General features: G+C 58.7%; 26 protein-coding genes. 7 read left to right on the plus strand and 19 right to left on the minus strand.

From position 1 onward, the window contains the following. Positions 1 to 444 precede the first annotated feature (444 nt). The 4 genes from P9A17_RS28865 to P9A17_RS28880 form a co-directional block, all read right to left on the minus strand. Complete coding sequence (locus P9A17_RS28865; protein ID WP_278042202.1) at positions 445 to 777, minus strand: hypothetical protein; 333 nt, start codon at positions 775 to 777, stop codon at positions 445 to 447. A 157-nt stretch (positions 778 to 934) separates the two neighbouring features. Continuing rightward, complete coding sequence (locus P9A17_RS28870; protein WP_278042203.1) at positions 935 to 1,717, minus strand: hypothetical protein; 783 nt, start codon at positions 1,715 to 1,717, stop codon at positions 935 to 937. Positions 1,718 to 1,731: 14 nt separating this feature from the next. Next, positions 1,732 to 1,977, minus strand: coding sequence for a hypothetical protein (locus P9A17_RS28875; protein WP_278042204.1), 246 nt, complete (start codon positions 1,975 to 1,977; stop codon positions 1,732 to 1,734). 192 nt (positions 1,978 to 2,169) lie between these two features. Beyond that, entirely contained in the window at positions 2,170 to 2,760 is a 591-nt protein-coding gene (locus P9A17_RS28880; RefSeq protein ID WP_278042205.1) for a hypothetical protein, read from the minus strand. A 108-nt stretch (positions 2,761 to 2,868) separates the two neighbouring features. On the opposite strand from P9A17_RS28880, the gene P9A17_RS28885 reads away from it, so the two are divergent. Beyond that, the gene (locus P9A17_RS28885) at positions 2,869 to 3,234 is read left to right on the plus strand and encodes a hypothetical protein (RefSeq protein ID WP_278042206.1); all 366 of its coding nucleotides are present in this window, start codon (positions 2,869 to 2,871) and stop codon (positions 3,232 to 3,234) included. Positions 3,235 to 3,375: 141 nt separating this feature from the next. On the opposite strand, the gene P9A17_RS28890 is transcribed toward P9A17_RS28885, so the two are convergent. Further along, complete coding sequence (locus P9A17_RS28890; RefSeq protein WP_278042207.1) at positions 3,376 to 4,164, minus strand: hypothetical protein; 789 nt, start codon at positions 4,162 to 4,164, stop codon at positions 3,376 to 3,378. Positions 4,165 to 4,350: 186 nt separating this feature from the next. After that, positions 4,351 to 5,007, minus strand: a complete 657-nt coding sequence (locus P9A17_RS28895) for a hypothetical protein (RefSeq protein WP_278042208.1) — start codon at positions 5,005 to 5,007, stop codon at positions 4,351 to 4,353. A gap of 489 nt (positions 5,008 to 5,496) precedes the next feature. Here P9A17_RS28895 and P9A17_RS28900 point away from each other — a divergent pair, with 489 nt between their 5' ends. The 4 genes from P9A17_RS28900 to P9A17_RS33270 all read left to right on the plus strand — a co-directional run bounded on the left by P9A17_RS28900 (position 5,497) and on the right by P9A17_RS33270 (position 7,167). Next, on the plus strand, positions 5,497 to 5,838 hold the full coding sequence (locus P9A17_RS28900; protein ID WP_278042209.1) for a hypothetical protein: 342 nt from the start codon (positions 5,497 to 5,499) through the stop codon (positions 5,836 to 5,838). Then, a complete protein-coding gene (locus tag P9A17_RS28905) occupies positions 5,835 to 6,227 on the plus strand; it encodes a DNA-binding protein (RefSeq protein WP_278042210.1) in 393 nt (130 codons plus the stop codon). Before P9A17_RS28900 ends, P9A17_RS28905 begins: the two co-directional genes overlap by 4 nt. 11 nt (positions 6,228 to 6,238) lie before the next feature. Next, a complete protein-coding gene (locus tag P9A17_RS28910) occupies positions 6,239 to 6,436 on the plus strand; it encodes a helix-turn-helix domain-containing protein (protein ID WP_278042281.1) in 198 nt (65 codons plus the stop codon). Positions 6,437 to 6,573: 137 nt separating this feature from the next. Then, positions 6,574 to 7,167 (plus strand): helix-turn-helix domain-containing protein, encoded by a 594-nt coding sequence (locus tag P9A17_RS33270; RefSeq protein ID WP_347403865.1) that lies wholly within the window; start codon positions 6,574 to 6,576, stop codon positions 7,165 to 7,167. Positions 7,168 to 7,307: 140 nt separating this feature from the next. Here P9A17_RS33270 and P9A17_RS28925 read toward each other — a convergent pair whose 3' ends face one another. The 5 genes from P9A17_RS28925 to P9A17_RS28945 form a co-directional block, all read right to left on the minus strand. Next, positions 7,308 to 7,655: an Lsr2 family protein gene (locus P9A17_RS28925; RefSeq protein WP_278042211.1), complete on the minus strand. Its 348-nt coding sequence runs from the start codon at positions 7,653 to 7,655 to the stop codon at positions 7,308 to 7,310. Positions 7,656 to 8,183: 528 nt separating this feature from the next. Further along, positions 8,184 to 8,732 (minus strand): hypothetical protein, encoded by a 549-nt coding sequence (locus tag P9A17_RS28930; protein WP_278042212.1) that lies wholly within the window; start codon positions 8,730 to 8,732, stop codon positions 8,184 to 8,186. A gap of 160 nt (positions 8,733 to 8,892) precedes the next feature. Then, the gene (locus tag P9A17_RS28935; RefSeq protein ID WP_278042213.1) at positions 8,893 to 10,260 is read right to left on the minus strand and encodes a PPE domain-containing protein; all 1,368 of its coding nucleotides are present in this window, start codon (positions 10,258 to 10,260) and stop codon (positions 8,893 to 8,895) included. 605 nt (positions 10,261 to 10,865) lie between these two features. Further along, positions 10,866 to 11,501: a hypothetical protein gene (locus tag P9A17_RS28940; protein ID WP_278042214.1), complete on the minus strand. Its 636-nt coding sequence runs from the start codon at positions 11,499 to 11,501 to the stop codon at positions 10,866 to 10,868. 121 nt (positions 11,502 to 11,622) lie between these two features. Next, on the minus strand, positions 11,623 to 11,892 hold the full coding sequence (locus tag P9A17_RS28945; protein ID WP_278042215.1) for a helix-turn-helix transcriptional regulator: 270 nt from the start codon (positions 11,890 to 11,892) through the stop codon (positions 11,623 to 11,625). Positions 11,893 to 12,112: 220 nt separating this feature from the next. On the opposite strand from P9A17_RS28945, the gene P9A17_RS28950 reads away from it, so the two are divergent. Beyond that, complete coding sequence (locus P9A17_RS28950; protein ID WP_278042216.1) at positions 12,113 to 12,508, plus strand: hypothetical protein; 396 nt, start codon at positions 12,113 to 12,115, stop codon at positions 12,506 to 12,508. A gap of 106 nt (positions 12,509 to 12,614) precedes the next feature. Continuing rightward, positions 12,615 to 12,770, plus strand: a complete 156-nt coding sequence (locus tag P9A17_RS28955; RefSeq protein WP_278042217.1) for a hypothetical protein — start codon at positions 12,615 to 12,617, stop codon at positions 12,768 to 12,770. Positions 12,771 to 13,503: 733 nt separating this feature from the next. On the opposite strand, the gene istB is transcribed toward P9A17_RS28955, so the two are convergent. The 8 genes from istB to P9A17_RS28995 all read right to left on the minus strand — a co-directional run bounded on the left by istB (position 13,504) and on the right by P9A17_RS28995 (position 23,100). Then, positions 13,504 to 14,316 carry an IS21-like element helper ATPase IstB gene (istB, locus tag P9A17_RS28960; RefSeq protein WP_278042218.1) on the minus strand — a complete coding sequence of 271 codons (813 nt, stop codon included), beginning with the start codon at positions 14,314 to 14,316 and terminating at the stop codon, positions 13,504 to 13,506. After that, positions 14,316 to 15,536, minus strand: coding sequence for an IS21 family transposase (gene istA, locus P9A17_RS28965; protein ID WP_278042283.1), 1,221 nt, complete (start codon positions 15,534 to 15,536; stop codon positions 14,316 to 14,318). Before istA ends, istB begins: the two co-directional genes overlap by 1 nt. Positions 15,537 to 15,564: 28 nt before the next feature. Beyond that, on the minus strand, positions 15,565 to 16,488 hold the full coding sequence (locus P9A17_RS28970) for a hypothetical protein (protein WP_278042219.1): 924 nt from the start codon (positions 16,486 to 16,488) through the stop codon (positions 15,565 to 15,567). Positions 16,489 to 16,510: 22 nt separating this feature from the next. Further along, positions 16,511 to 16,741 carry a helix-turn-helix transcriptional regulator gene (locus P9A17_RS28975; RefSeq protein ID WP_278042220.1) on the minus strand — a complete coding sequence of 77 codons (231 nt, stop codon included), beginning with the start codon at positions 16,739 to 16,741 and terminating at the stop codon, positions 16,511 to 16,513. 125 nt (positions 16,742 to 16,866) lie between these two features. Next, positions 16,867 to 18,006: a hypothetical protein gene (locus tag P9A17_RS28980; RefSeq protein WP_278042221.1), complete on the minus strand. Its 1,140-nt coding sequence runs from the start codon at positions 18,004 to 18,006 to the stop codon at positions 16,867 to 16,869. Between the two features lie 59 nt (positions 18,007 to 18,065). Next, the gene (locus P9A17_RS28985) at positions 18,066 to 18,806 is read right to left on the minus strand and encodes a GNAT family protein (protein WP_347403866.1); all 741 of its coding nucleotides are present in this window, start codon (positions 18,804 to 18,806) and stop codon (positions 18,066 to 18,068) included. A 577-nt stretch (positions 18,807 to 19,383) separates the two neighbouring features. Continuing rightward, positions 19,384 to 20,691, minus strand: a complete 1,308-nt coding sequence (locus P9A17_RS28990; protein ID WP_278042222.1) for a radical SAM protein — start codon at positions 20,689 to 20,691, stop codon at positions 19,384 to 19,386. A gap of 609 nt (positions 20,692 to 21,300) precedes the next feature. Continuing rightward, positions 21,301 to 23,100, minus strand: a complete 1,800-nt coding sequence (locus P9A17_RS28995) for an ATP-grasp domain-containing protein (RefSeq protein ID WP_278042223.1) — start codon at positions 23,098 to 23,100, stop codon at positions 21,301 to 21,303. Between the last annotated feature and the right edge of the window lie 475 nt (positions 23,101 to 23,575).

Below are 23,575 nucleotides of genomic sequence, written 5' to 3' on the forward strand. Positions count from 1 at the left end.
AACACTAGGACTCGTGACTGAGCGTCAGCCCGCATGATTGGAACCTCGTGATGCCAAGCCTCATGAAGGTCCAACTGCACCCGGCGCGCTGCCTGCTCAGTCTTAAGGTCATCGAGTTCCGCCATGACGTCGTCGAAGCGACGATACGTCTCGTCCGCATCAGCCTTCTTGACTAATTCCGCGTCAACCTTGTCGAGGTGGTCAGTCATACAGGCATACAGTTTTTGCAAATTCGTCTAGGCTCATATCTACGTCCAATTATCCTGCAAGGCAGGGTATTAGAGCAGTAGCGCAGTCGCACCCGCCCGGCCACCGCTGCCGACGACATGGTCGCACAGCTCGTCGGCCTGGCCACTGTTCGTACGAAACCTGCTAACGAGACACCGTTCGCCTTAAGGCATCCCCGAGAATCGTTGAAGCGCTTCTCGTATGACCGCATTGACCTCATCGAAACCGCGCCTCGTCACGCTGGACGTAGGTGACGCATCCACCCTCGGCATAGCTCGCGGGTCGATCGAACCCATCGCTACCGTCGTTCTCATAAACCCCGACGAACCAACCCAGCGGATACCCTTCAGCGTCGCTGCTCAGCTGGTCGTCGATATCCGCAAGAAAGTCTTCGGCGTCAGTGACCACGAGCCAATGTCCAGACTCCAAGCGGCCATGCATCACCTCGGAACCGCCACCTGTATTGACAATCTCGAGGAAGATTCCGAATTCGTCGCTCACCGCAGCGATCAGCTCGGAGAAGGTTTGTGGGCGGGGAGGGCGTTCCATCAATCTCAAGTATAGGTCATTGCGCGCAATCAAGAAGTGCCGAGGATCGGCCGCTTAGCGCCGATCACGTTGCTGTGCAGTGGTATTCAGAATTCTCTGCGTCTGCGACAAACATGAGATCGTGGTCGCTCGACAGCAATTCGCCAGGCGAAATGGCTTAGTTGCCGCGTCGACGCGGGCGATCGAGCGACTGTGTACGAGACAGGTGATCACGCTGTCTGGCCGATGACAGGACTCTTGCGGACGTCACTTTCGCGCCCGCTCTCCGGAAACACGGCGACGAAGCGATCAGCGATGGTGGCTGTGCCGGATCGGGACGCGCACTGATCTGCAGCACGTATCCATCTAGCGCATAACCGAATCGGTTCGGCTTATCGAAGCCGTCGCGCTTGAGCACCTGCCAACCCCAACTTGTCCAAAGCGCCCCAGTCTGATCGATGAGTGCAGGGATGTCTGTTCCCGCCGGCGGGTCGACATCGCGCCAGTCGGTCACCCTGACCGGCGGATCATCCCCGCTGGGATTGTCTTCGCAGAACGAGGTCCCGTCTCCCACGATGTAGCGGGTTCCGTCCAACGTGGTTCCCTGGGGCATGGCGTTGACGGTGTCAAGGAGATAGCGGTTCACCGTGTCCTGGGCTTGTCGTTGAGTTTCCGGGATGACGGGCGACGGCACGATAGGAGTTGGTTCCATTGGTCCTCCGGGTATTTCGGTAGCACCTGTCGGTACGGGCGGACCGAGTGATTCAGGTTCAGACGGCGAGCATGCGGCAAGCAGGAGCGTTGCCGCGGCGGCGATCGTGATGACGCGAATCAAGGCAGGAAGCTCGGCGATGCCGTTGGAGGCCTCGAACGCCGCTTCGGCCCGGCTGCGAGTGGCATTAAAGACCTCGCGGACGTCGCCGGCATCCCAGCGGTCAACGTCCTCAATGGGGACGGTCACGCGCCACTCGCTCGTTAACGATTGACGTCGGGCCGGATCTTGTTGCCCGCCGCGTCGACCGCGGCCCCGTTGACGTTATCGGTCGATACGTACGCTGCGGCACTCGTCCGCAGCCCTGTGCTGTGGTCGACCAATCTTCCGAACAACGTCGTGCTGTCGGCCTGCCACTTGGCGACGGTACTGGTCAACATCGCTGCTGAGCCCGCAGGAAGGCCCCGCTGCGCCCCCTCGATCTGGCCATCGGCGCTTGCATGCTTCACGCGGACGGTGTCGGCATGCATATCGACGGTCGCAGCAGATAGGTGTAAGTCCTCTGAAACCACACGAACGACGTTCGGCACAGCCCCTCCTTCTGTGCGGCAACAACGGCTCATCCGACGTTACCGCTCCCGGACAGACCCTCGTCGCGGCAATTCGCGCAACCGAAGTCACCACTTTGGCGAGGGCCCCGACTAGCCCAGATAGAACTGAATGCCGCGCGCGATTTCCGCCGCAGTCAGAGGTCCAAGTCGGCCGTTATAGGCCGGATAGTTGAACTCCGTCGGCGGCTTGAAGATCTTTAAGAAATGCTTCCACGGACCGATCTGAATAGGCTCTATGTCGAATCGATGAACGTTGTGTTTGGTCGAGTAGTATCTAGGGTTCGGCGCAGGCGTACTGTCGGCAACGTATTCCCATTTAGCGTCGCACGCTATGCCCTGGGTGGTGATAACCGGGCCGTCGATAAAGCCATCGGGAGCTTCTATTTCGCCAAACTCATGGCCGATCGGCCAGCCATCGGCAACGTGAGTGTAGTCGGTCCAGTACGTCGTAAGGGTGTGCTTGGTACTCACCTTCAAAAACCCACGCTTGACGGTCTCGTCCGTGGATATACCGCTCGTAAACGTATAAATCGGGAGCGGTGCAATTCTGTATTCGCGCATCGTTGCCACGAAGTCGGCAGCAAGCCGCTTCGCCTCAGCTACCGCTCGGTCGCGATCAGACTGGTAGGCAGCCTTGTCGCTCCGTAACCGAGCCAGCTCCTGCGCCACTGAATCGTCCATGGTTATACCCCCACCTGGTCATAGTGTCACGACAATATTTCGTATTATTCTGGCACGCAGTGGCAGTATCGCCCGGAGTCACTGTGCCTGCGTGGCTACAATCCGCGCATGCGCGTTCTCCTGCTTGCAGTCGTCCTATCGGTAACCGCAGGCGCCGGCTGTTCATCCGCCACCACTCCGGCATCGGACGACGAACAAGTGCGAGAGCTGTACGCCGAGTACCGGGATGCGGCGGTGAGCCAGGACGCCGACAAACTTCGCGAACTGCAATGCCCGGACGTAGATCTCGTGTCCATCGCACTAGAGAACGCAGAAAATTTCGGCCCTGTAACCTCGACCGAGGAGACTGATCAACAGGCCGACATGGCCCCTAAAGCAACGGCATGGCGATGGATCCACGCCACCAAGGCAACGGGCTCTCCTTCGACGTGGCTGGCCGTCAGGATCGACGACAAATGGATGATGTGCGGGTGATGTGCTGACCGGCTCGCCGTCGTTCCGGCCGGGAAATCGGTCAGCGCCTTCGTGTTCCACTCCGCACCGCCCATCCGTGCTGCCCTCGGCGAGGCGGTGCGAGTAGGCCGCCCTTACGTGTGCGACATCTTAAGTGCCGCGTTATCCGTACTGCGGGCACAAGTAGATGTTGGCTGCTTTGAGGAACTTCACGTAGGCCTCGTGCGCGTCCACGAGGTCACTAGCGTCGCGCTGCCTTACTTTTTCAAGGCGCGCGGCCTGGTATTCGTCAAACTTCTTTTTATCCTCCGCATCAGGTATGTCGAGTTCTCCGAACATTCCTGACTCGTATTGATTGATGAGCTTTAGTTTCCATGCTTCTGGATCCCGCCGCATTTCCGAGAGGTTCTCACGCATCTCATCGAAGTCGAGTGGCGCAGAGGACAGACGAGATGTAGAACCTTTCATTTCTTTGCACCACATCCTGCCAACTCCCCGTAGATAGTGGGGTGTGCCTGCGACGGCCGCTGCGGCATCTGCGTCAGTCACGTCCACACTGCTAAGCCGTGGGATCGCAGATGCCCAACCGATCTTCAACTTGCATACCTCGGCGGCAAAAGCCGCGTCGCCACTTGACGGGACATCATCGAAGATAGTAGTGATCTCAAAGTCCCGATCTTCTGACGGCGGACTTGACGTTGGAAGCAAAAGCTTGTATTCCTCGTCCTGCGTGAGCATCTCCCCCGTGTATGCACTGGGCAAACGGATGCTGATCTGGGAATCAACGATCTCTTCCGGCCTTGAATTGGCGCCAGTGGCGTCGACGCAGTCGTCGGAGGACAGAGCAGGGACGTCTTCAACACTTTCACCAGGCGATGGCTGTCCGTCAGAGCAAGCAGAAAGTACAGCCGCGGCGACAAAAATCATCGCAATGACTCGAGCCTTGATCATCTACGTTCCCCTGGGTCGATGTGCGGATATCTGAGTGCAGTTCACCGCTGATGCGGCATAGAAGTTGATGACAGTTGCTCTCTAGCAGTGCATTTCGGCGCTGATGAGCGATTCAGCAAATTTCTCGACAGTTTAGGCTCGCGGCCATTTAGACACTTCTGTCTGCCGTCGCGGAGGGCGACACATTCAGGCAGGAGGAAATTGTGTTGCGACCGCCACGAGCAGGTCTTCGGAGGATTGGTTTTCCATTCGTCCCTTGCGCAGGTCGAACTGAACCCAGTAGGCACCGGCGATCGCTAGTACGCCGGTAGATCCTTTATCGACGACGAACCCTTCACCGATGTCGGGATAGGTGCTCACTCCAGCACCGCCTCCAGCCGCGGCATTGACGTCTGTATATGCCTTTACCGTGGTGGCATAGACCTCCTGGGCTGAAGTACCACCGTAGTTTCGGTCCACGTCGTAGACCCCTACATTGCTGTAGGCATTGTCGGAATAGAGGTATCGAAGAACCGTGAGACTGTTGTCAGGTCCAAAGTCGTAGACGCAGACAGTCTTTGCGTAGCCACCGCTCGACGGGACAATATCCTCTGATTCCACTGATGCACCTGGGAACATTGGCGCGATCAAACGACCGAACTCTGCATCGCTCCAGGGGCAGGCGGGGGGCACGGCTGCCGGAATTGCCGACGCTGGTGTATCAAACTGCCCTTCCATGGGAGCGCCATCATGATCCATGGGCGCACCAGCGTCGCTGCTCGCGACTTCCGACGGAGCGGATTGTTCGCTACTACAGGCAGAAATAGTGACGAGCGCCAGCGCCGCACCGAGGCCGACGACCACGTTTTTCACTGTGTCCCTTCTCTGGGCAGAAGGGGCGAATCGTCTATTACCAGTGGTCTGCACAATACTCATAGCGTGCCTGCCCGAAGTCGTTTCAGTAGACACACCAACTCCTCGAAGTGACAGGTTCCGGGAACGGACGAATTGTATGCTCGCACGTGAATTACGGGGCAGGTAAGCCAGCGAGTCATCCGTTTAACTGACGGGGCATCATGCGCTAGCAATTCGTGATGGTGGGCCGTCGAGCGCCGTGCGGATGTGCGGGATACCTATGACGGGCGAGACCAACCTGCTGCTTTGCCCCCCAAGTATTGAAGTGACAGATTAGCTCCCAGCAGACGGTGACTGTCCTCCATTCTGCGAGGAGATGAAACCCGCTTCCCGCCGCGAGTGACCAGCTATGCAGTCGGCCGACTGCTTGCGGACCGTCTATGAGCGGGTCCCGCCGGGTTTGATCGCTGTTCACATGCCGCACATAGCGTTTCGTCCGTGGCGGCCGATGACGATGCGTCAAAGCTGCGCAGTTTGCGTGGCAGGATTAGAGCCTACGAATCATGGGCGAAAACCGAAGATCGGACCGCTCGGACGTGGCCTGCCCGAAAAGCCATGCTTGATCGGTTTGAGTGCGAGGTCGACCCGGATGGCGTGCTGTCACCTCAAGAACGCGCCAAGAGGGCCGAATGGGCACGTAAGGCGTACATGCAACGTCTGGCGCTCAAGTCGGCAGCGGCCCGACGGCGCCGCAAGACGATCTGTTCGCATTGCGGCAAGACTAAAGAACCCGAAGCATCGCGGTGCGCTGCATGTCTGCGCAAGATCCGCGAGTCGTGAATGAGCTGGCCCCCTGGCTGACCACGGCGCAGGTGGCCCAGCTCTGCGGTGTCGACCGTGCTGAGGCCTATCACCGATTAGTGCCGCAGCTCGACTTCCGACGCATAGGTGTCCGCGGCGGTGTTTCACCGTGGGGCCGGCTAATTCGTGTTGAGCGTGGTTCTGTCCTGAGGCTTTGCGGCCGCCCCGAGATTCCGGCTGCGGTGTTGCCACGCTGGGTGACCCCCAAGCAGGCCGGCGAGCATTACCAGGTGAGTCAGCATCTGATCCGACGGATGATCGCCTACGAACAACTTGACGCCCGCCGCATCGGCAGCAGCCGCACCATTCGTCTTGACCGCGGGTCGGTACTCGCACTGGGTCGTATTCACATCTGGAGACCATCGTGACGAGGCACTACATGACCGTCGCCGAGGCCGCTGAGTACCTCCAGATCAGTGACCGCACGGTGCGGCGCTTGATCAACGACGCCGAGCTGACCGGCTACCGGCTGGGCCGCTCGAAGCGGACCATCCGAGTCGACCGCAACGAGATCGACGAACACCTCATGCGCCCACTCAATGCACCGATGCGAGCACGCAAACGGCGCACCCCGTGAGTGGTGACCCCGGTTCCATAAAAGCCATGGCCCAATGCAGAAACTGCGGACACTTTGCGAGCATCCATCACGGCGGCGGTGGCGGTCGGCCTGGCGGATCATCCTGCACCGCAACCGATTGCGACTGCGGAAAGTTCGTGGAGCTTGACGGCGCCCGCGTTCCGCTGGGGCAGGGCAATCTGACCCCCGCTGAAGTCGCGCAACTCATCGAAGTGTCGGTGCACACGCTGAGCTACTGGCGGCAAAGCAACCAGGGCCCGAAACCATTAAAGGCCGGCCGCCGCACGCTCTACCGCCGTGCCGATGTTGAGGGCTGGCTGGCCGAAGTCGACGGCCGGAGACTACCCGCGAGCGTGTCGCCGTCGGACTGGTACCAGCTGGCCGTCGATGCAGCCGAACAAATCGACCCACGCCACACCGAACCCTGGAAGCTCGCAAACACCTATGCGTTGCTTGCAATTGCGGAGACCGTCGTCACAAAGCGAACTCGCACAGTCGCAGCACCAACAACCACCGCGCCCCCGTCGGCACTGGAACAACCGGAGAACGAATTTCTGACCATCGATGAGGTGTCAGCCATGACGCGAGTGTCGCCCGGCACGCTGCGGTACTGGCGGCACACTGGCGTCGGCGGCCCGCCGTCCTTCAAAGTCGGACGCCGAGTTCTTTACCGCCGCAGTGTTATTGAGGAGTGGTTGCGAGGAGCAGGGGGCGAAACAGGGTTTCCGTGAAGCACCATTCCACAAGCGCGACCACAACGACATGGCACTTGTTTAGTCAGGCCTGCCCTCTGCTACGACTGCTATTACGCGGTTCCATAAGTATGTTGGCCGCGAACCGCTTACTCCGGCGAGGAAGGGCACTTCGGAAGTTAGTGCGCGGTTTCGAACGCCTCGACGATCTCGCCTTTAATACGACCGCGGTCAGACACCTCGTACCCGTTCTGCCGCGCCCAATCCCGGATGGCCGCAAGCTGTTCAGATGGCACCCTGCCGTTGCCCTTCGCCTTCGGCCGCCTCGCTTGGCGAGAGGTCCCGAGCTTTTCCGCAGCCGCGATATACGGTTTGAACGCTTTTTCGAGCTTTGTCACATTCGCTTTAGAGAGGTCGATCTGATAATCGACACCACGCAGCGAGAAACTTACCCGCTCACCGCCGCCGTCTAATATTTCAGAACCGTCAATATCGTCGACGAGTTGGCGGATGATTACCTCGGCCATGACTTCTCCTATCTTTCTCCGCCCCCTGCAAGCAAGTAACGATAGCAGCCGCTTGCGGAGCGACCTTCAGGGTATTCCGGGTGCGAAGGAGTCGTGAGTCAAAACTTCTGTCTAAAGCCAGATAAAAGTTGCGATCCAAGAAAGATTGCCCCCGTTGCAACGACTGTACGAGCGCCGAAGCAATTACCTTTTGAACCTCAAGAGTTGGGCTGTGGCGCCGGTAACCACCCTCTGGCCATCAGCTCGAGCACAGTAAGTGCCGATAGACAACTAGTCATACCAGTTCTGGCACACGCTGGAGGCTTCTCCGCCCAGTGGTTCGGCGAAGATTGTTTGGGGACATCTGAATTCGTGACGTCTCGTGTTGAGCGCATCAGGTGTACGCGGGCGCCATCTCGGTGATTATTCATGCAACCAACGCTAACCGAATCGACAAGCAATGATGTGCACGATTTTGTAGAGTGAATGTCATGCAGCCCTTTCGGGCATCGCTCTGCCACTGTTTACACTAAGCCATGTTGCACCTAGTTACATGTACCCAAGCGCACGCCGCACTTCAACAATCTGATCGAGATCTGGTTGTTGCGGGCTGCCGTGAAGGGTCAAGTATCGACCGTCGCCAAAATCTTCTCTTGAGATTCCGTCACCGAGAACTGCGGTGTTGAGCGGTATGTCGCTGCGCAGGTAGGTGAGCCACCCGACGTCGAGCTGGGGTGTCTTGCGGCCCTGCGCCTTGATGAGCTCATGGGTTGTCACAGCTACGTGGTCGGGTTCCCAGACCCGAACAATCGTGGTCAGGTATTCACGAATCAGATCAGGACTTGTGCCCGTATTCAGTTGAAAGACAACGCGATTAAATCGGCGTCCCGGCTTCTGGTAGCCCGCGCGGACGTAGTACTTTGCTTCCTGCGCCCATCGTTCCGCACCGTCAGTGCTGAATTCTGTAAGACTCTGTCGGGCGAACTCAAAGGTGAAGGCTTGGGCCGTTAGCGGTCCGCCAACAAATTCCTCGGTCTGCCGGACAACTGCCGCCGCGACCGCACTGCTGTCGTTGGCTGCAATCGGCACGAAGGGCATAACGACTTCACCGGCTAGCCGTTGCCGTTCGCCCCACGGACCGTAGGCGTCTGGTTCCGGGGGAAACAGTTCCCAAGAGCGCAGCACCCGTTCGGCGCACGACTCAGCGTTTTCCGGGCGGTCACCCCACGACGCAATTAGGTCCAACACAGCCTCATCCTTACCTTGGTGGCACGAAGACGACAGTAATCAGATCGTCGTAACCGAGCGTGTCGACCAAGCGTTCAATCGCGATGGCGACCCTCGGTTCGGCGACGCGCCATTCCACTGGTACGCCTCCGGCCAATTCGGCGGCGCTGTACTGGCGGCCAAGTTGTTGCGGGATGTCCCGCGCCGGCCCGAGTTCTGGCTTGAAGTTGCCGTCAGGACCAACCATCCAGTCGTAATTCTCGCCCTTCGCCTCGAAGAGCAGTCCGTCGGGTCCAGCATCCGGGTCATAGCCGTCGAAGTCGGTGCGACCGGGCTGCCCGTCCCCGCGCGGCAACTCGTATTCCATGTCTGCAGGTGCACCCGTGACCTGTTCTTCATACGCACGCGAGCCGGTCGAACCACCCCCACGCCGTTCGGCCACCCACTCACCGGGACCACGCACCACTTCACTGGGTAACACTCCTTGTTTGGCAATGGGGGGTGGCGGCACGATGGGATCACCCAAAGTATCGATTGCTGCGCTGACCGAGGAGTAGTACTTGGTCATGGCGCGAACCGCCTGGTCCTGCAGACGGTTGAACTCTTCGAGCGCCTTCGCCACTCCTGCTGCGTTCAACCCGAATGTTTCGCTGTTGCGTTTGGCTTGGTACTCCATGTTCTGGCGCGCATGCTTGAACTGATCTGGTGTGGGGCAGTCATTTTCGGCTTCGTCAAATGAGTGCGCAACCCCTTCAGCAGCAATCCCGAGCCGGTCCGCCCACCGTGACGCTGACTCCAACCATTCCCCATGACTGCGAACATTGTTGGCGGCGTTGTGCTTTCCATCAAACCAGTCAGCATCGATCTGGCCCGCCACGAATCGGGCATCGTCCGAAGCGAGTAGCAGTCCGCGGGCGTTGTCGAGCCAATCGTCGGACAAGTTTCGGATACTGCCCGAGCCCGGCCCGCCGTGCAGCTGTTCGGCGAAAACCTCGCCGGGCAGGTTCGGCAGCCCCAACAGCTTCGGGATTCTCGGAATCGGCGGTTGCCGCGGTGCTGGTGGGACTGCCGGCATCGCAGGTGCTCCGCTGTCAGTGATTCCCGGTGCCGCATGGACCGTGACCCGCTGGATATTAAGGGCGTTCTTCTCGTCGGCGACGACGAACATCACTGCCACAGAATGGATCACCGCTCCAGCCTGATCACGAAGCAGGGAAGCGTAATTGGTGACGACGACCAGACCGTCCTCATGCTCGATGAGGATGAGCGCCGCCCGCGACGACACCATGTCCGATCCCGGTGCCGCGCACCCAGACGGCTTCAGCGGGTCACCGATTGACGCCAGCTTCTGGCCATCGGCGACCAGCCCGTCGGGATCGACCTCGATCCGCTCTGTCACCGACTCCCCCCGGGTGCAGTTGACGTACGACGCTCCTCGACCCCCGCTAGAACGTACCGCGTCCCGAGACGGCCCCCGTGCGCTATTTTTCGCAGCGGAGGATCGGGGGCGTGCCGTATCGAGCCGGCGCTTGCAGCGCAGCACTTCGCATCGGGTGGAGTGCGGTTGGCCTGCGGCGTAGCCGTGACTGTAGCTACGGTAACGGGGTGGTTGCTGGAGTGCCAGCCAGACGCGGCAAGCAGATCGTTAGGTCGTTTCACCTGCAAGAACTTTTGTCCGGACCTGCACAAAAGTGTTAGGTGTGCAATATAGTCACGTCATGGCAAACGGGGGGTCTGTGGTGGCGAACAGGCACGGGAGCCGGCACAGTCAGTCGAACACGCTGATACCACCTGCGACCAGACGCCGGTCGGACACCAGCACGAAGCGGCGCATTCCAATAGCTTCTTCTCGCGCCTAGGAGAGCTTTACGCCGAGGCGCATTATCTGAATTCGGAACCGATTCCCGATAGGTGATTTTCAGGCAATCTCATTAAGACCAGCGCTGAGTACCGACTTCACCCTTAAGCCGCTGCCCGTAACCACACGGTTGGGTTGAACCCTGCTCACACCCCTCGTTCCGGGCGGCTGGTGGGATAGCCTGCGTCGGCCTGAAGCTTGCGGGTTGCCGCGAGCTCTTCACGTCGAGCTTTAACCAGGCCGGGAAGCTCATCGCGTAGCTGTCGGTTGTGCTGCTCGATCTGCGCGCGTGACCAGCCAAGGTATCTCTCAATGTTCGCGATCTGATCGTCGAACGCTGCGCGAACAGCGGCGCCATCAGAGGGTGGGTTATCGATTAACAGATGTAATTCGTCCATTTCGAGCGCGAGCACCCGCGGTGGATTCGTAGATGAGGTGCTGGCGCGCTGGGTGAACACAACGCGCTCTCCTTCGAATGGCACGACCAGGACGAACCGTGGAACCCGGTGCGTGTGAATCTCGCCGAAGCTCTGGTACTGCTGGTCGACCTCTGTCGCCGGCTTCATCCACGCCTGGTCGGTCAGGAGCCGTGGGCAACAGACTGAGCCGTCGCTGACCAGTTCTGCGACAACCGTTTCCGAGGGCAGACCGAGCAGGCTGTCTGTATCCCAGCGCTGTAACCGGTTCAGGACCTTGCGGTTTGTCGAGTCGAGCGCGGTGGCCAGCAGGTTGCTGGTGTCGTGGAAACTACCGCGGCCAAACAGCTGAACGGTGTCGCCCATCGTGATCCTTTTCGTCCAGAAGAGGTGCCTCGTTGCGCCTGTGCGATGAACACTAAGCGAGGCCACCGACACTTCGGCCCACGCGTATGCCCGCCTTCTCGGAGGGATGTCAGCCTGAGGGCTACTCCGCAGTGTCTGCTTCCGCCACCGGCAGGCCGCTCACCAGCTTTCCGGCATCGATATCGAGGCCGCTGGCAATTTTGACGATCGTCTCTAACCGCAGACTGCGCTGACCTCGTTCGACCTTGCCGAGCTGCGTCCAATGAATGCCGCAGCGCTGCGCGGCCGCTTCCTGACTGAGCCCAAGTTCGAGCCGGCGGTCGCGCACGCGTTCGCCAAAGACACGGGTGGTGGTACTCAGGGCAGCCTTCGCTCGGCCATCTGCGGGCACGGCACCAACCCCATACGCCCCAGGCGCAACGGGCCAGAGCGCATCGCACGCATGCGTTTCATACCCAATCGTATTGCACCCATGCGTATTGACCCTTATGATCATTCCACCGGCCACCCGGACGGCACATCCACCCAACCCTCCTGCGTGGTGCCCGCATGCCCTGAACAGGGCGTATAGGTCACAAGATCGGCCATAGAGGCCAGAAAGGGGCGACCTAATGGCCGCTCACCGTCATCAAAACGTCAGCGAGATTGGCCGCCGCATCGCGGCTGCGGCGCTGCTGGCCGCCAGTGGTGCTGCCGTTGCTCTCGTCTGTGGCACTGGCGTGGCGCTCGCCGAGAACGAACAGAACGTCCAACGCGGTTCGGAGATCGGGATCGTTAACGCCGGGCCTTCCGAGGTTCGATCAAGCGATGTCGGGTTGCTGTTAGCCGGCGCTGCGGAGGCCCAAGCAGGGGAGACCAACCAGGCGTGGTCGTCCATCGGCGACGAGCGATCTAATCCGTTTTCCGAGCCAGGCACTTGTGCCGAGATTTGGGACCCGGCGAATGTTTCCACCGCAGCCGTCGGCGGCGGATTGAACATTCCGGGGGTGTTTTTCGGTGGCTGCTAAGAGCGGACTGACAGAACGAAGGATGGCGACGCGGGCTCAGCGTCTTGGCGCGGCAATCGCTATCACGGCGGCACTGATCGGTGGCATTTGCTTGCTCGGGGGCGGCATGGCGTCAGCGACGGACAAGACGAGTTACAACTGCACGCTGAGCGAGCGGGCCAGCCTCGGGTTCTACGAGGTCGACGACATGCACGATGCGTGCAACAACCTGTCGAGGACTCCGATGACGGCCGTCGTTGGCCAGGAGCGCGCGAGCAAATAGTCGCAGGGGGTGCGGCTTGCTCGAACTACGGACAGGCTTGTAACCACACCTAAGTGCCCGACCTATGGACGTTGCTCCGCTTTGGCTGCATTAGTTTAGTTCTTGGTACTGCGCGCCAGGCAGGAGATTCACCCTCCGCCTGCGAAACAGGATCTGCATAGACACAGACCGTTGGGCGCGAACTGGGCCATCGCTACAAGCGCTGAGCCCATAGGTACATCAGCAATGAGTCTGCTCAGGAAGAGAACCGTCGCGGCGGTCCAGAGGGACTTGCGTGGCGCAGGCCGCGTAACCATTCGAGCGAAACTATGGAGTCACCCAATATCAGCGGTCCGACAAGTTCAGAGACCACTTCTACACCTGTGCCGTCGACCCGCTTCTGGCCAAAACAACGAATTCCCGAAAGTCCATCGAGATCAGCGACAGAGCACCGAGCCAGTGCTGTCAGGAGACCAGGGTCTTCGGTATCAACCACCACCGAAAATGATTGCAATTCAGTGACATTTGACCCGGGGTCGACGAAGACTTCGTCGTCAACAGTGATCGAGCCCGTGCCATCGGATACGACAGGCACGTACAGTGCGAAGATCGCGCGGCAACCTGTTTCGACAGCGTGACGAGAGAAACTGCTACGCCCACCCCTAACGTGAAAGTGTTTGTCGATGAGTTTGGCGATGTCAGCTCCGGTTGAATTGTGAGCAGCCTGTTCCGGTCGAAAAGTGAGCAGGTGTGCTTACGGGGTTGAGTCTGCCTGACGGTCGACTTCCACGGAGGGCAGCGTCTCGATCGTGGTGTGTTTGATGCGGTAGCTGGCCCCTTTGAGGGCGATGACGTCGGCGTGGTGCACGATCCGGTCGATCATCGCCGAGGCGATGGTGGCTTCGCCGAACACCTGTCCCCAACGGGAGAACGGCAGGTTGGAGGTCAATATGATCGACGACTTCTCGTATCGGGTCGACACCAGTTGGAAGAACAGGTTGGCCGCTTCGGTGTCGAACGGGATGTAGCCGACCTCGTCGATGACGATCAGTCCGTAGCGGGAGATCTTGCGCAGCTCGGCCTCCAGCCGGCCGATGCTGTGCGCTTCGGCGAGGCGGCTGATCCACCCGGTCGCCGGGGCGAACGCGACCCGGTGTCCGGCTTGGGCGGCAGCGATCGCCAACGCCGTCGCCAGGTGGGTCTTGCCGGTGCCCGGTGGGCCGAGCAGCACGACGTTGCGGGCCTCGGCGAGCCACCCACCGCCTTCGAGGCGGGCGATCTGGGCGCGGTCCAGGGCGGGTTGGGCGGTGAAGTCGAAGTCGGTGATCGTCTTGATCGCCGGGAATCCGGCATACCGAATACGTTGTCGTGCTCCGGATTCGGCGCGGGCATTGGATTCCACCGCCAACACCGCGGCCAAGTAGTCCTCCAACGACCACGCCGCCGCGCGGCCCTGCTCGGCCAAGCGGGCATAGTGCCCGGCGATCCGCGGCGCCTTCAACAATCGAGACTGATGGGCGATCAGCTTGTCAACCTCACCGGGAACCGGGGTCCGTTTGGTGGACATCAGGCGACCTCCCCGGTCCCGAACACCGCGTCATAAGCACTCAGATCGGCGACTTCCACGTCGACCTGCAGATGGTGCTCGGGTGATGTTCGTCGGTGCAGATACTGTTGGCGCAGGATCAATGCCGCCGCAACGTGTGCCGAATCGGAAGCCAATCCGTGCGCGCCCCAGAGCCTTTCATGATCGGCGACCATCCGGTCACCGCAGTGGGCGCGGACGCGGTCCAGGCCGGCGGTCACGGTGATCATCCGCCCGATCGCCTCGGGATGCACCGAGTACGCACTCGAGCCGATCGCCGCGTAGTAGTCGCGGCCCAACCGGGTGCTCACAGTGGTTCCGGTCGCCGGGGCGACCGGCGGCAGCGTGGCCATCGCCGCCCGGTCGGCGATCAGCGCCTCGGCCGGGATCAGCCGGGTGCTGGCGTGGCGGCGCACGTTGGCCACCGCGGCCAGCCAGTCGCCGAGTTGGGCATTGAAGTCCGTCGGCGAGCTAAACGTGCGCCCGGGCAGGAACGACGTCCCAAGGTAGCCGTTGGCCCGCTCCACCACACCCTTGGTTTCGGGGTCATAGGGTCGGGCCTGAATCAATCGGGTGCCCAGCACCCCGCAAAAGCCGGACACCCCTTGGGCGAGGCGGCCCCGTTGACCGATACCGGACTCGTTGTCCCACAGCAGTGTTCGAGGAATGGCATCGATGTCACCGGAGAGCAGCTGCCACATCCCGGCCAACAGGTCCCCAGTGATCCGCGACGGCAGCATCACCGCGGCGATGAACCGCGAATACGCCGCGACCATCACCAACACCGGAAACGACCGCAACACCCCAGCATGATCGGGCACCACCGCACCGGGAAACCACAGGTCGCACTGCACCTGCTCACCGGGCAGATGGATCAACCGGTCACACGGATCGGCTGGGGCGTACTCCGGACGGATCCGTGCGACGTTCTCCGCGAACCACGAATGCCCACCGGTCCAGCCCACCCGCTGGGCGATCACCGAGGCCGCCATCGTCGGATACTCCCGCAGCAGCACCCGCACCGCCGGCTCCACCGCCAACCACCCAGATGACGCCACCGGCGCTCGTTCATACCGTGGCGGCGACTCCGAATGCACCGCGTTGGCCACGGTGTTGCGCGCCAGCCCCAGCCGTCGCGCGATCTCAGCCTGCGACAACTTCTCCGACCGATACAGCCGGCGGATCTCGGCCCAGTCCTCCACAGTGATCACTCTCCAATCAGAAGGGTGCTCACTTTTCGACCGGAAACACCTGCTCACTTTCCGACCGGAACTGACAGGCGACGTATTCCCACAGTCGTCCAAGCGATTCGGTCAGCTCCGCCTTGCTGGCAGCGTCATGCGGGAGCAGGTAGCCCTGCCCTCGCTTCGCGTGCATTAGTGCCGACCGTTCCCTCTGATATATATGCTTGTAGATCCACTTCCTGTGGTTCGTCACGTTCGGCGGTGTCAAACTTTCAAGGCTCACCAGCTTGTGCGCCTCCTCCAGCGCAGCAGTGAACCAAGACTCTTCCGTTTCCCATTTCATCGAATTATGTTGCGCTGCAGCTTTTCTACACTGCCACCACCTCTGATTGGGCGGGGCTGAAGCAACTTGTCGCCGCGGACGGATATCGCTAAGGAGCGACTCGAACGCGAGGAACAAATTCCGATACGCATCGAACAAGTCATCGGATGTCCGGCACGTCCGCACGAACCGGAACACGTCGTCGGCGATCGGAGTGGGCGGCGGAGGTGAGGGGCGCAGGGTCCCGTCTGAATTCCTGACTTCAGCGGTCATGGTTATATCCATGCCAAACCACTGAGTAGCCCGACATCTCATGACGACACCACCTTCGGCGGAGTCGGGCCACCACACTAAGCAGTCATCGGACGCGTCGCGGATCGCGCAATCAGCCATGCCCGTAACCGACATGTAGTCGAGAGAACGGTTCGCTGCGTTCAACGCTTCGGTTAGTGTCGTGCCGAAGTTGGTCGCGGTCGAAGGGCCGCGGACAATTACGAAGCGTTGCTTCGCGGCCACCGTGGTCAGCCAGCCGTCTAGCAGTACGGAGCATGATCGCCTTGCCGCCTTCCGCAACAAGAACACAGCACCGTGCTGCCATGTGCCTTTCTCGTCCTGAAGCTGGATCCCTGCATACTCGCCAATTGCCACTCGGCGAGTATGGCCCACACTCCTAGCCAGACATTGTCATATCTGCGTTGAGCAACTCGCGCGGATCGATCTCAAGAAAATCCGCAATTCGCTCCAGAGTTTGAAGCGTCAGATTGCGCTCACCGCGCTCTACAGCTCCCATGTAGGTCCGGTGTACACCCATGTAGTCGGCAAACGCTTCCTGGCTGTAGCCGCGGTCCAGCCGAATCTGGCGCAGGTTTCGCCCGACGATCCGCTGCAGCTCGCCTTCCATAGCGGCGCTTACGCTTCCGTCCCGCTACTTGAACGTCTACATACTTATAAGTAGCGTCGGTCAACACCAGCACGCGAAGGGAGGTGTGCATGAGCGGCGGAGAGTAAGACCACCAATCTGATCGATCAGGCTGCCTCGCGACGCTCGTCGCGAGGCAGTTCTGAGTCAAGGGTCCACGTGAGCGCGAAGCCGGCCTTAGACATCAGCCATCCGGGAACCTCAATGCCGATAACTCGCCCCGGCACCGAACTTGGCATCTGTGAGATGCGCGGCGGCACCAACGCACCAACGGTATCGCTAACGCGCATATGAGCGATATCCGTATTTGTGTAGTCGACAGACAGCGAAACATCGCGCGCCGGCTGTGGCGTTTCGAAGAATAGCCGGTGCCCCCACGTCGGTGTCACCGTCCGGAACACCTGCCGGATGCGAACGGGATTGCCAGACAACGCCTCCGGACCAAGGTGGACCGAGTAGGTCTGACCCGTCTTGCGCGCAGTGCGTCGGATCGCTTGCGCCTCGCCATCAACGGTCAGCTCCAACAGCTCATAGAATTCACGGCTGCTGGCGTCCATTCCTGGACGAGGCACCATCATCCACGCGGACGTCGCCGGTACATCCAGACGCAGATCGTTGTACTCGTCCCGATCGGAGACACAAGCGAACCGGCGGACTGGCCCCGACGGGATGGTGGTGTACTCCCACTCCACGACCACATCGAAAAGTGGAGTCCCGCTGACATTTCGCGCGGGCGCGTTCGAAAGCCGCACCCGAACCTCAACGTCGTACCAGCGTTCAGGCGCGCCGATTGCTTGGTCGCGGATATCACGATAGATCTCCCGGGCGAACTGCTCATCGCCAAGTCGCAGGCTCATGACGTTTGAGGCGATGTTGTCGAGCAGTTCGGGATTTGCAACGCGCTTCAAGTCTTCTGGATGGATAGCGAAGCCTTCAATTACGGCATCACGCATAGCCGGCGCCTGTTCTTTGATGATCGCCCGGAACTGCTCGACGGTCGCTTCTTCTTGATCCTTGCGAAGGCTGTACTCGAACAAAGTCCCGAGAAGGCCTGCGCCGAAGAGGGTTCCGCCAAGCTCGGCCAACGGAAGTGCGTGGATCCAACTCCAGAAACCGAGGTCCGTACCAACAAACCAGCCGTTGAGCATGATGAGGAGAATGCCGGACAAGGTGAGGGCTACAGCTAAGAACGCCGCTTTAGTCTTACGGAGACGAAATGCTAAAGAGGAGCGGTTCTTTCGCGTCATGCTTGTGACTATTGTAGCAAAAGACCAGTTCAGTGCATATATCCAGGAACGGGCGCCCACTATGGACGGACGGGTGACGTCAACGCCAATACATGCATCGCTCGTCTGACGCCGGCATGGAGGTACCGGTCTCGCAACGTCGCCTCGTGAGCGAACCCGAGCCGCTTGAATAGTTCGAGCGACGGTTCGTTCCCATCAACGATCCACGCCTCCAATCGCGCCAGCCCGAGATAGCCGAAAGCCCAATCGGTTATGAATTGAACGGCTGTACGCCCATACCCCTGTCGCCGATTGTCTGGTGACCACACACAGACGCCCACTTGGGCCAGACCATTACGCCAATCAATCGCATGCAGGGAGCACTCAGCGACGAGCGACCCGCCAGAGATCTCAACTACAAAGCTGTATTCGTTGCTCAGCTGCGGACCGGCGGTCGCCGCGACCTTACGCAGTAATTCGGATGTGCTGCGGGGTCGCCAATAAGGCGGGCCGAATTGAGCAAGCTCCGCCAAGGAGCCCGATCCCGCGACCACTACCGGAATATGCTCTTCAGATAAAGCACGGATCGTAGTCAGCGGCGAAACGCCTATGTTCACCGGGGCTGTTCGACTCACCATACTGACAATGCTACTTATAAATAGCCGCAGCCCCAAGCGCCGCGAACGCAGATTGCGTGATCCACGACCAACTTGATCCCATGGCATGAAAGACCCGCGCGCCATTTCGGGAGGCGCGGAGACGGCAAAAGTATGCCTATTGCAGATGATTTCATATGTTTTGGCTGACGATCGACTGAGCATGCGATATATGCTAATCTATATTTATAGAATGAAGAAGTATGTCATGCATAAAACCCAATATGTCCAAGAAACAGCCGAAGGATGCCTACCGACCTGCCTGCTCTTCAGTATGCGTCTACCGCACAGCAAGCAGCATGAGCTCGACATTATGACAGTTGGCTTCGCGGCCATACGAGACACTTACACCGCGGCCGTAGTAGCTGGCTTTACGGAACTGTACGAGGCGATTATTGACGTTCACGTTCAGAATAGGCATTTCGCAAAAGAAATGAACGCTTGGTTAGTCAAATATTCGGGGAACGACAGGATTTGTGCGAGGTACGGAAATATTTCCGCGATGATAACTCATAGCGATATTCTTGATGCATCCTTATATGTAGACGCAGGTATCTTGACCCGGAGTTCGATTCACATCCCTCATTTTGTTCACGCCAAATCAGTCAATTCTAGACTCGTTTCGGTCATGGACCCATGGACAGGCGCTACTACGCAGTTCACTCGTTCTCATATTTTACGCGCAAGCGAGGCGCTCGCGTCACACTTTGGATTCGCCCAGATAGCAATCGAAACGCACCCGTTACGAGAAGTGAGAGATGTGGCGTCCTAATTCAATACGGGTAAATCGACTCCAGAGTGCATCGAATAAATCGTCCGGGACGCTCGACCAGTTTTGATTATATACAGAATAGTCTTCGAATGCATGCTCTAGCAACTCGTCCCGCCGTAAGAGTTTGTAGTTAGACCGCTCTGCAAGCAATTGATCCCCCAGAGGCGAGCCTGGGATCGGAAGGAAGCGGAACGCATCAAACATGAGGTCCGGCACGCTTTCAACAAGGTCAACGGTCGATGTCATCTCCCCGTAAGTCTCTCCTGGCCAGCCAATACCTACCGAGGCTCGGACACTAAACCCTAGACTTCTGCATCGGTCGAGCAGCGCCGGTATCGGCAACCGAACAGATCCCTTCCCCAACCGTTTTCGAACAACCGACGAGGCAGCCTCAATCCCGACATACAGTGAGCGGAAGCCAGTCCGATACATATCCTCTAGCAGTCCGGGCTCTTCTAGATCCGGAAGTTGTACGTCGGCCCCGTATCGAAACGGAAAGTCATTCCGCTCATTAACTTGTATGAATGCCTTTAACCGCGCGCGGCTCCGGTCGAGAAAGCAGTCGTCAACAAAATAGAATCCGCTTGCACCATAGATTGAATTGAAATTTACCAATTGTTCGAATAATTGATCAGCAGGAACGAACCGGTAGCGGGTCTCCGATTGGTGGTTATTCAAATAGCAGAACGTACATCGCCGAGTGCACCCCCTGGCGGCAGACACATGGACACTTGGTCGATCGATACCAGGCCAATTTTCTGCTGCACTGATATATTGGCGCACCGGATCCCACCAGGTAGGTATCGCCGTAGCGCCAAAGTTCGCGGCTTCTACGCGAGGCAGCAGTCCGCGCTCGCGCATGCCCCCAGTGACCCAATTCTTCATTGCATCTTCGCCATCGCCGGCGATAAGCACATCTACCCCGTCCCAAAGCGGATGCGTCGGCGTGGGGAAAGCGCTAACTAGCGGTCCCCCTGCTACGATCAGCGACTCGAATTCCCCCGCGCCTATTAGCTGGACGGCGTCCCGAAACCTGCGCGCAGCCATCCCAAGCTTCGTCGTGAAGCCAACGACATTTGGCGAGAAAGTGCGGAAGAGATCATCAACCGCGGACTTTAATTCAACACCATTCCAATCGTAAACACCTACGTCGAAACCGGACACCCTGAGTGTATCTGCGACTTCAAGTGCGCCCCATGGCGGAAAATAATATGGATTCTTATCCGTATAGATACCTGGATGGACTATAGCAATTCTCGGAGCATCGCCGGATATCATACTGCACTAAAGTTTTCAGCAAGGGTCCTCCCTGTTGGGAGATGAACCCAGGTCGAAGGCGGCAGATCAAGGGAGCCCCAGGCTATGCCGGTAACGCCGCTATTGGGAATCGGCGCCAATCGCACGCATTCTATTTTCGGATTATTCTCATGACGATCCGAGATGAATATCATCTCCGTAGCGTCGAAGGCCAACCACCGATCATCAGGAGCGCGTACGAACAGTATCTCGTGATAGACGTGCGATGGGCCCACAATCCACCGCAACTCGCGATTCGCACTCCTCGACCAGATCGCTGTCCACTTCTCCACTTCCGCCGAAGTAACCTTCTGAATCACTTGGCCTGGTAAAACGGTTAAACCCTTCGCTTCGAGGGCCTGTCTGCAGAGGGCGGCGAATACTCCGCAATCGATCGTCTCGGTGCCAGGCAGATCACACCAATACACCGGCCACTCTACCGGACCCCATTCGAATACATCTCGTAGCCAGCTAACTGAATCAGTTATAGTCGATCGTTCGTAAATTCTCGCTCTGGCACTGAACCATAAAAGCATGGAGCTGCACTCATTGCAGTCTCTATGATGGACTATATGGCTTGGCTCCGGCACTTCAGCGCGTTCCAACTTCACCCTTTCCAAAATCGAAGCTCATGCTTGCATCGTATGCTCCGGTGTTTAGAATCGCTACAAAATCGCCAGGATGAAGATCAGCGGGGATACGGAGGCCTATTGCCGGAATATCGTGCTCCATGCAGAGCCTCCCGAGAAGACAACCGCGACCGAACTCTAGCGGCTCCCACCGTCCGTTGTCTGCGCGCTTACGCAGCACATTGCGGAACCGGTTCGACGGGTCAGGGAGTTCAGATATGGAGGCATCAACTACGGCGCATCTTTCGCCACTCATCGTTCGGATGGAGATAACCCTTGAGACAATGGCCATGGACGATTCTACTAAATACTTTCCCGGCTCGAGGAACACCTGCTGTACGGACCATTCACGAGCTTGCTTGGGTTCGAGGGCGGAAACCAGAGCGGTTTCTAAGACGTGGGCACTCACCGATCGCGACCAGCCTCCCCCTAAGTCGACGCAAGTGATCTTTTTGTGCGCGGCAGCGGCTAAGGCGCGGCCTAGAATCAATGCGGCCGACACCTCGCTTGTCCATTTCGGAGCGCCAATAACGCTTGCAGCATGATGAAAGTGTATTGCGATATCCTCGCGTTCAAGTAGGGCTAGCGCCCTAACAGCCGCTAGGAATTCTCTTCGGTCAGACAAATCAATGCCAAACCGGGAATTCAGACCGGGCGGCATCACTCGAATGCCAACTATTTTTGCGCCAATGGAGCCTTCCTTAAGCATAGCTACTATTTGTACAAGCTCAGCGACCGTATCTGCGAAAATGGCGCCAAGATGTTTATTGTAAGCAATATCAAGATTTGGCCAGAACTTGGCTGGTCCATTTAATGTCACGGTAGATTCCGAAAATCCGCCATGTATTGCCGCGCCTAGTTCGGGCTGCGAAATTACTTCCGCACCAAAGTTTCGCCCGCTTAAGATGGTCAACACTCGATGGTCGGGATTTGTTTTTACGGAGTAGGTCAAAGAGATCGGAATTCCGGTTGACATCGAGACTCGGTCTACTACGCTGTTCAGCGCATCCGCTCGTGACTCGATCTCTGCACCTATAAAGATGCGGAGGGGTGTTTGCATTCCGCCGCATCCATCAATCGCCGCAATTAAATGGCGATCTACTTGGCTGCCTTCAAGTTCGATTTCTGCGCGGCGAGACTGCGCGGCGGGGCCGTAGTTGAGATGCCTCGAGAGCGCGGGCATATCGGACGGGTGGAACTTGCTTGCTAACTCAACCGTCATCTTTGCCTGATCTATAACCTCTTCAACAGAGTATTTTGACGGAGCTTCAAGCACTATTCGCACGAACTGACGCGTTCGGCGGGATATAAGATCGAACTTCCGCCCTGTGTAATGAGATACGAGCCGCGCAGGAAGGTTCTTATTTGCAAACGTTGCGCCGTGAATCCATGCCGGGAATCGCGGGTTCACATCGATAAGGAAGTCGGTCCCGTCGTGGGCATGTATGAATTCGAGTTCACAGCCGCCGCTCCAGCCGAGCTCGCGTGCTAGCCTTCGAACACGCTCCAAGAGCGGGGCTGGGACTTCTCTGACAGCCCCGCCCCATGTCTTACCTTTATCAGTGACATGTGTCTTGTACATAACGCACGCGTCCAGGAGTAGACCGTTCGCAGCGCAGAAGGCAATCGATCGTTCTGCGCCGTCGATATGGGACTGAACGATGACGCCGTTATCGCCCCAGAGCTCCACGGTTCGGTGGATCGCACCAATAAGATCTATAGGATTCGACGCGCGGTAGCCCTCGTACCGCGGCCCCTTCACCCACAAATCGTATCCGTGTCGACCAATGAAGTGTTCAATCTCAGACCTCGACTTCAATGCGAGAGTTGGAGGTACTTGCATACCGAGACGCTGAGCGAACACTGCTGCGGGCTTTCGTGCCAAATGAAGTGATTTTGCCGGCGGTACAATGAATCGGGCATCTGCCCGCCTATTTCGAGAGATGAGCTCCGTTTCGACATCTAGACCTGAGATAAAAATCCCTTTGTGAAGGTCGAGAAGCCCCTTCAGGTTACGGACTGCGCCCTCGGGGGAAACGTCCTGCCAGGACGGGAGAACATGAGTGTCATCAAAGATCGTCGAACTTAGTCCGGTAGATCGGCTTGAATAGTCAACTGCATGGACCTTTATTTCTGGCCACATGGACTTCAGCGCGGAAGCCGTTCCTAACGCAGGTGATGGATTTGGTCCGCTATGGGCGCCGGATAGGAATATAGAAATATCGATCCCCACGTGC

The organism is Mycobacterium sp. 236(2023), assembly GCF_029623955.1.
Taxonomy (GTDB): Bacteria; Actinomycetota; Actinomycetes; order Mycobacteriales; family Mycobacteriaceae; genus Mycobacterium.

Coding starts and splice junctions, on each gene's coding strand:
- P9A17_RS28950 (WP_278042216.1), top strand. CDS start 12,113: ATGGCCGCTCACCGTCATCAAAACGTCAGCGAGATTGGCCGCCGCATC.
- P9A17_RS28880 (WP_278042205.1), bottom strand. CDS start 2,760: ATGGACGATTCAGTGGCGCAGGAGCTGGCTCGGTTACGGAGCGACAAG.
- P9A17_RS28940 (WP_278042214.1), bottom strand. CDS start 11,501: ATGGGCGACACCGTTCAGCTGTTTGGCCGCGGTAGTTTCCACGACACC.
- P9A17_RS28985 (WP_347403866.1), bottom strand. CDS start 18,806: ATGCTCAGTCGATCGTCAGCCAAAACATATGAAATCATCTGCAATAGG.
- P9A17_RS28980 (WP_278042221.1), bottom strand. CDS start 18,006: ATGACGCGAAAGAACCGCTCCTCTTTAGCATTTCGTCTCCGTAAGACT.
- P9A17_RS28990 (WP_278042222.1), bottom strand. CDS start 20,691: ATGATATCCGGCGATGCTCCGAGAATTGCTATAGTCCATCCAGGTATC.
- P9A17_RS28955 (WP_278042217.1), top strand. CDS start 12,615: ATGGCGTCAGCGACGGACAAGACGAGTTACAACTGCACGCTGAGCGAG.
- P9A17_RS28975 (WP_278042220.1), bottom strand. CDS start 16,741: ATGGAAGGCGAGCTGCAGCGGATCGTCGGGCGAAACCTGCGCCAGATT.
- P9A17_RS28930 (WP_278042212.1), bottom strand. CDS start 8,732: ATGCCCTTCGTGCCGATTGCAGCCAACGACAGCAGTGCGGTCGCGGCG.
- P9A17_RS28890 (WP_278042207.1), bottom strand. CDS start 4,164: ATGATCAAGGCTCGAGTCATTGCGATGATTTTTGTCGCCGCGGCTGTA.
- P9A17_RS28910 (WP_278042281.1), top strand. CDS start 6,239: ATGACCGTCGCCGAGGCCGCTGAGTACCTCCAGATCAGTGACCGCACG.
- P9A17_RS28865 (WP_278042202.1), bottom strand. CDS start 777: ATGGAACGCCCTCCCCGCCCACAAACCTTCTCCGAGCTGATCGCTGCG.
- P9A17_RS28925 (WP_278042211.1), bottom strand. CDS start 7,655: ATGGCCGAGGTAATCATCCGCCAACTCGTCGACGATATTGACGGTTCT.
- P9A17_RS28885 (WP_278042206.1), top strand. CDS start 2,869: ATGCGCGTTCTCCTGCTTGCAGTCGTCCTATCGGTAACCGCAGGCGCC.
- istB (WP_278042218.1), bottom strand. CDS start 14,316: ATGTCCACCAAACGGACCCCGGTTCCCGGTGAGGTTGACAAGCTGATC.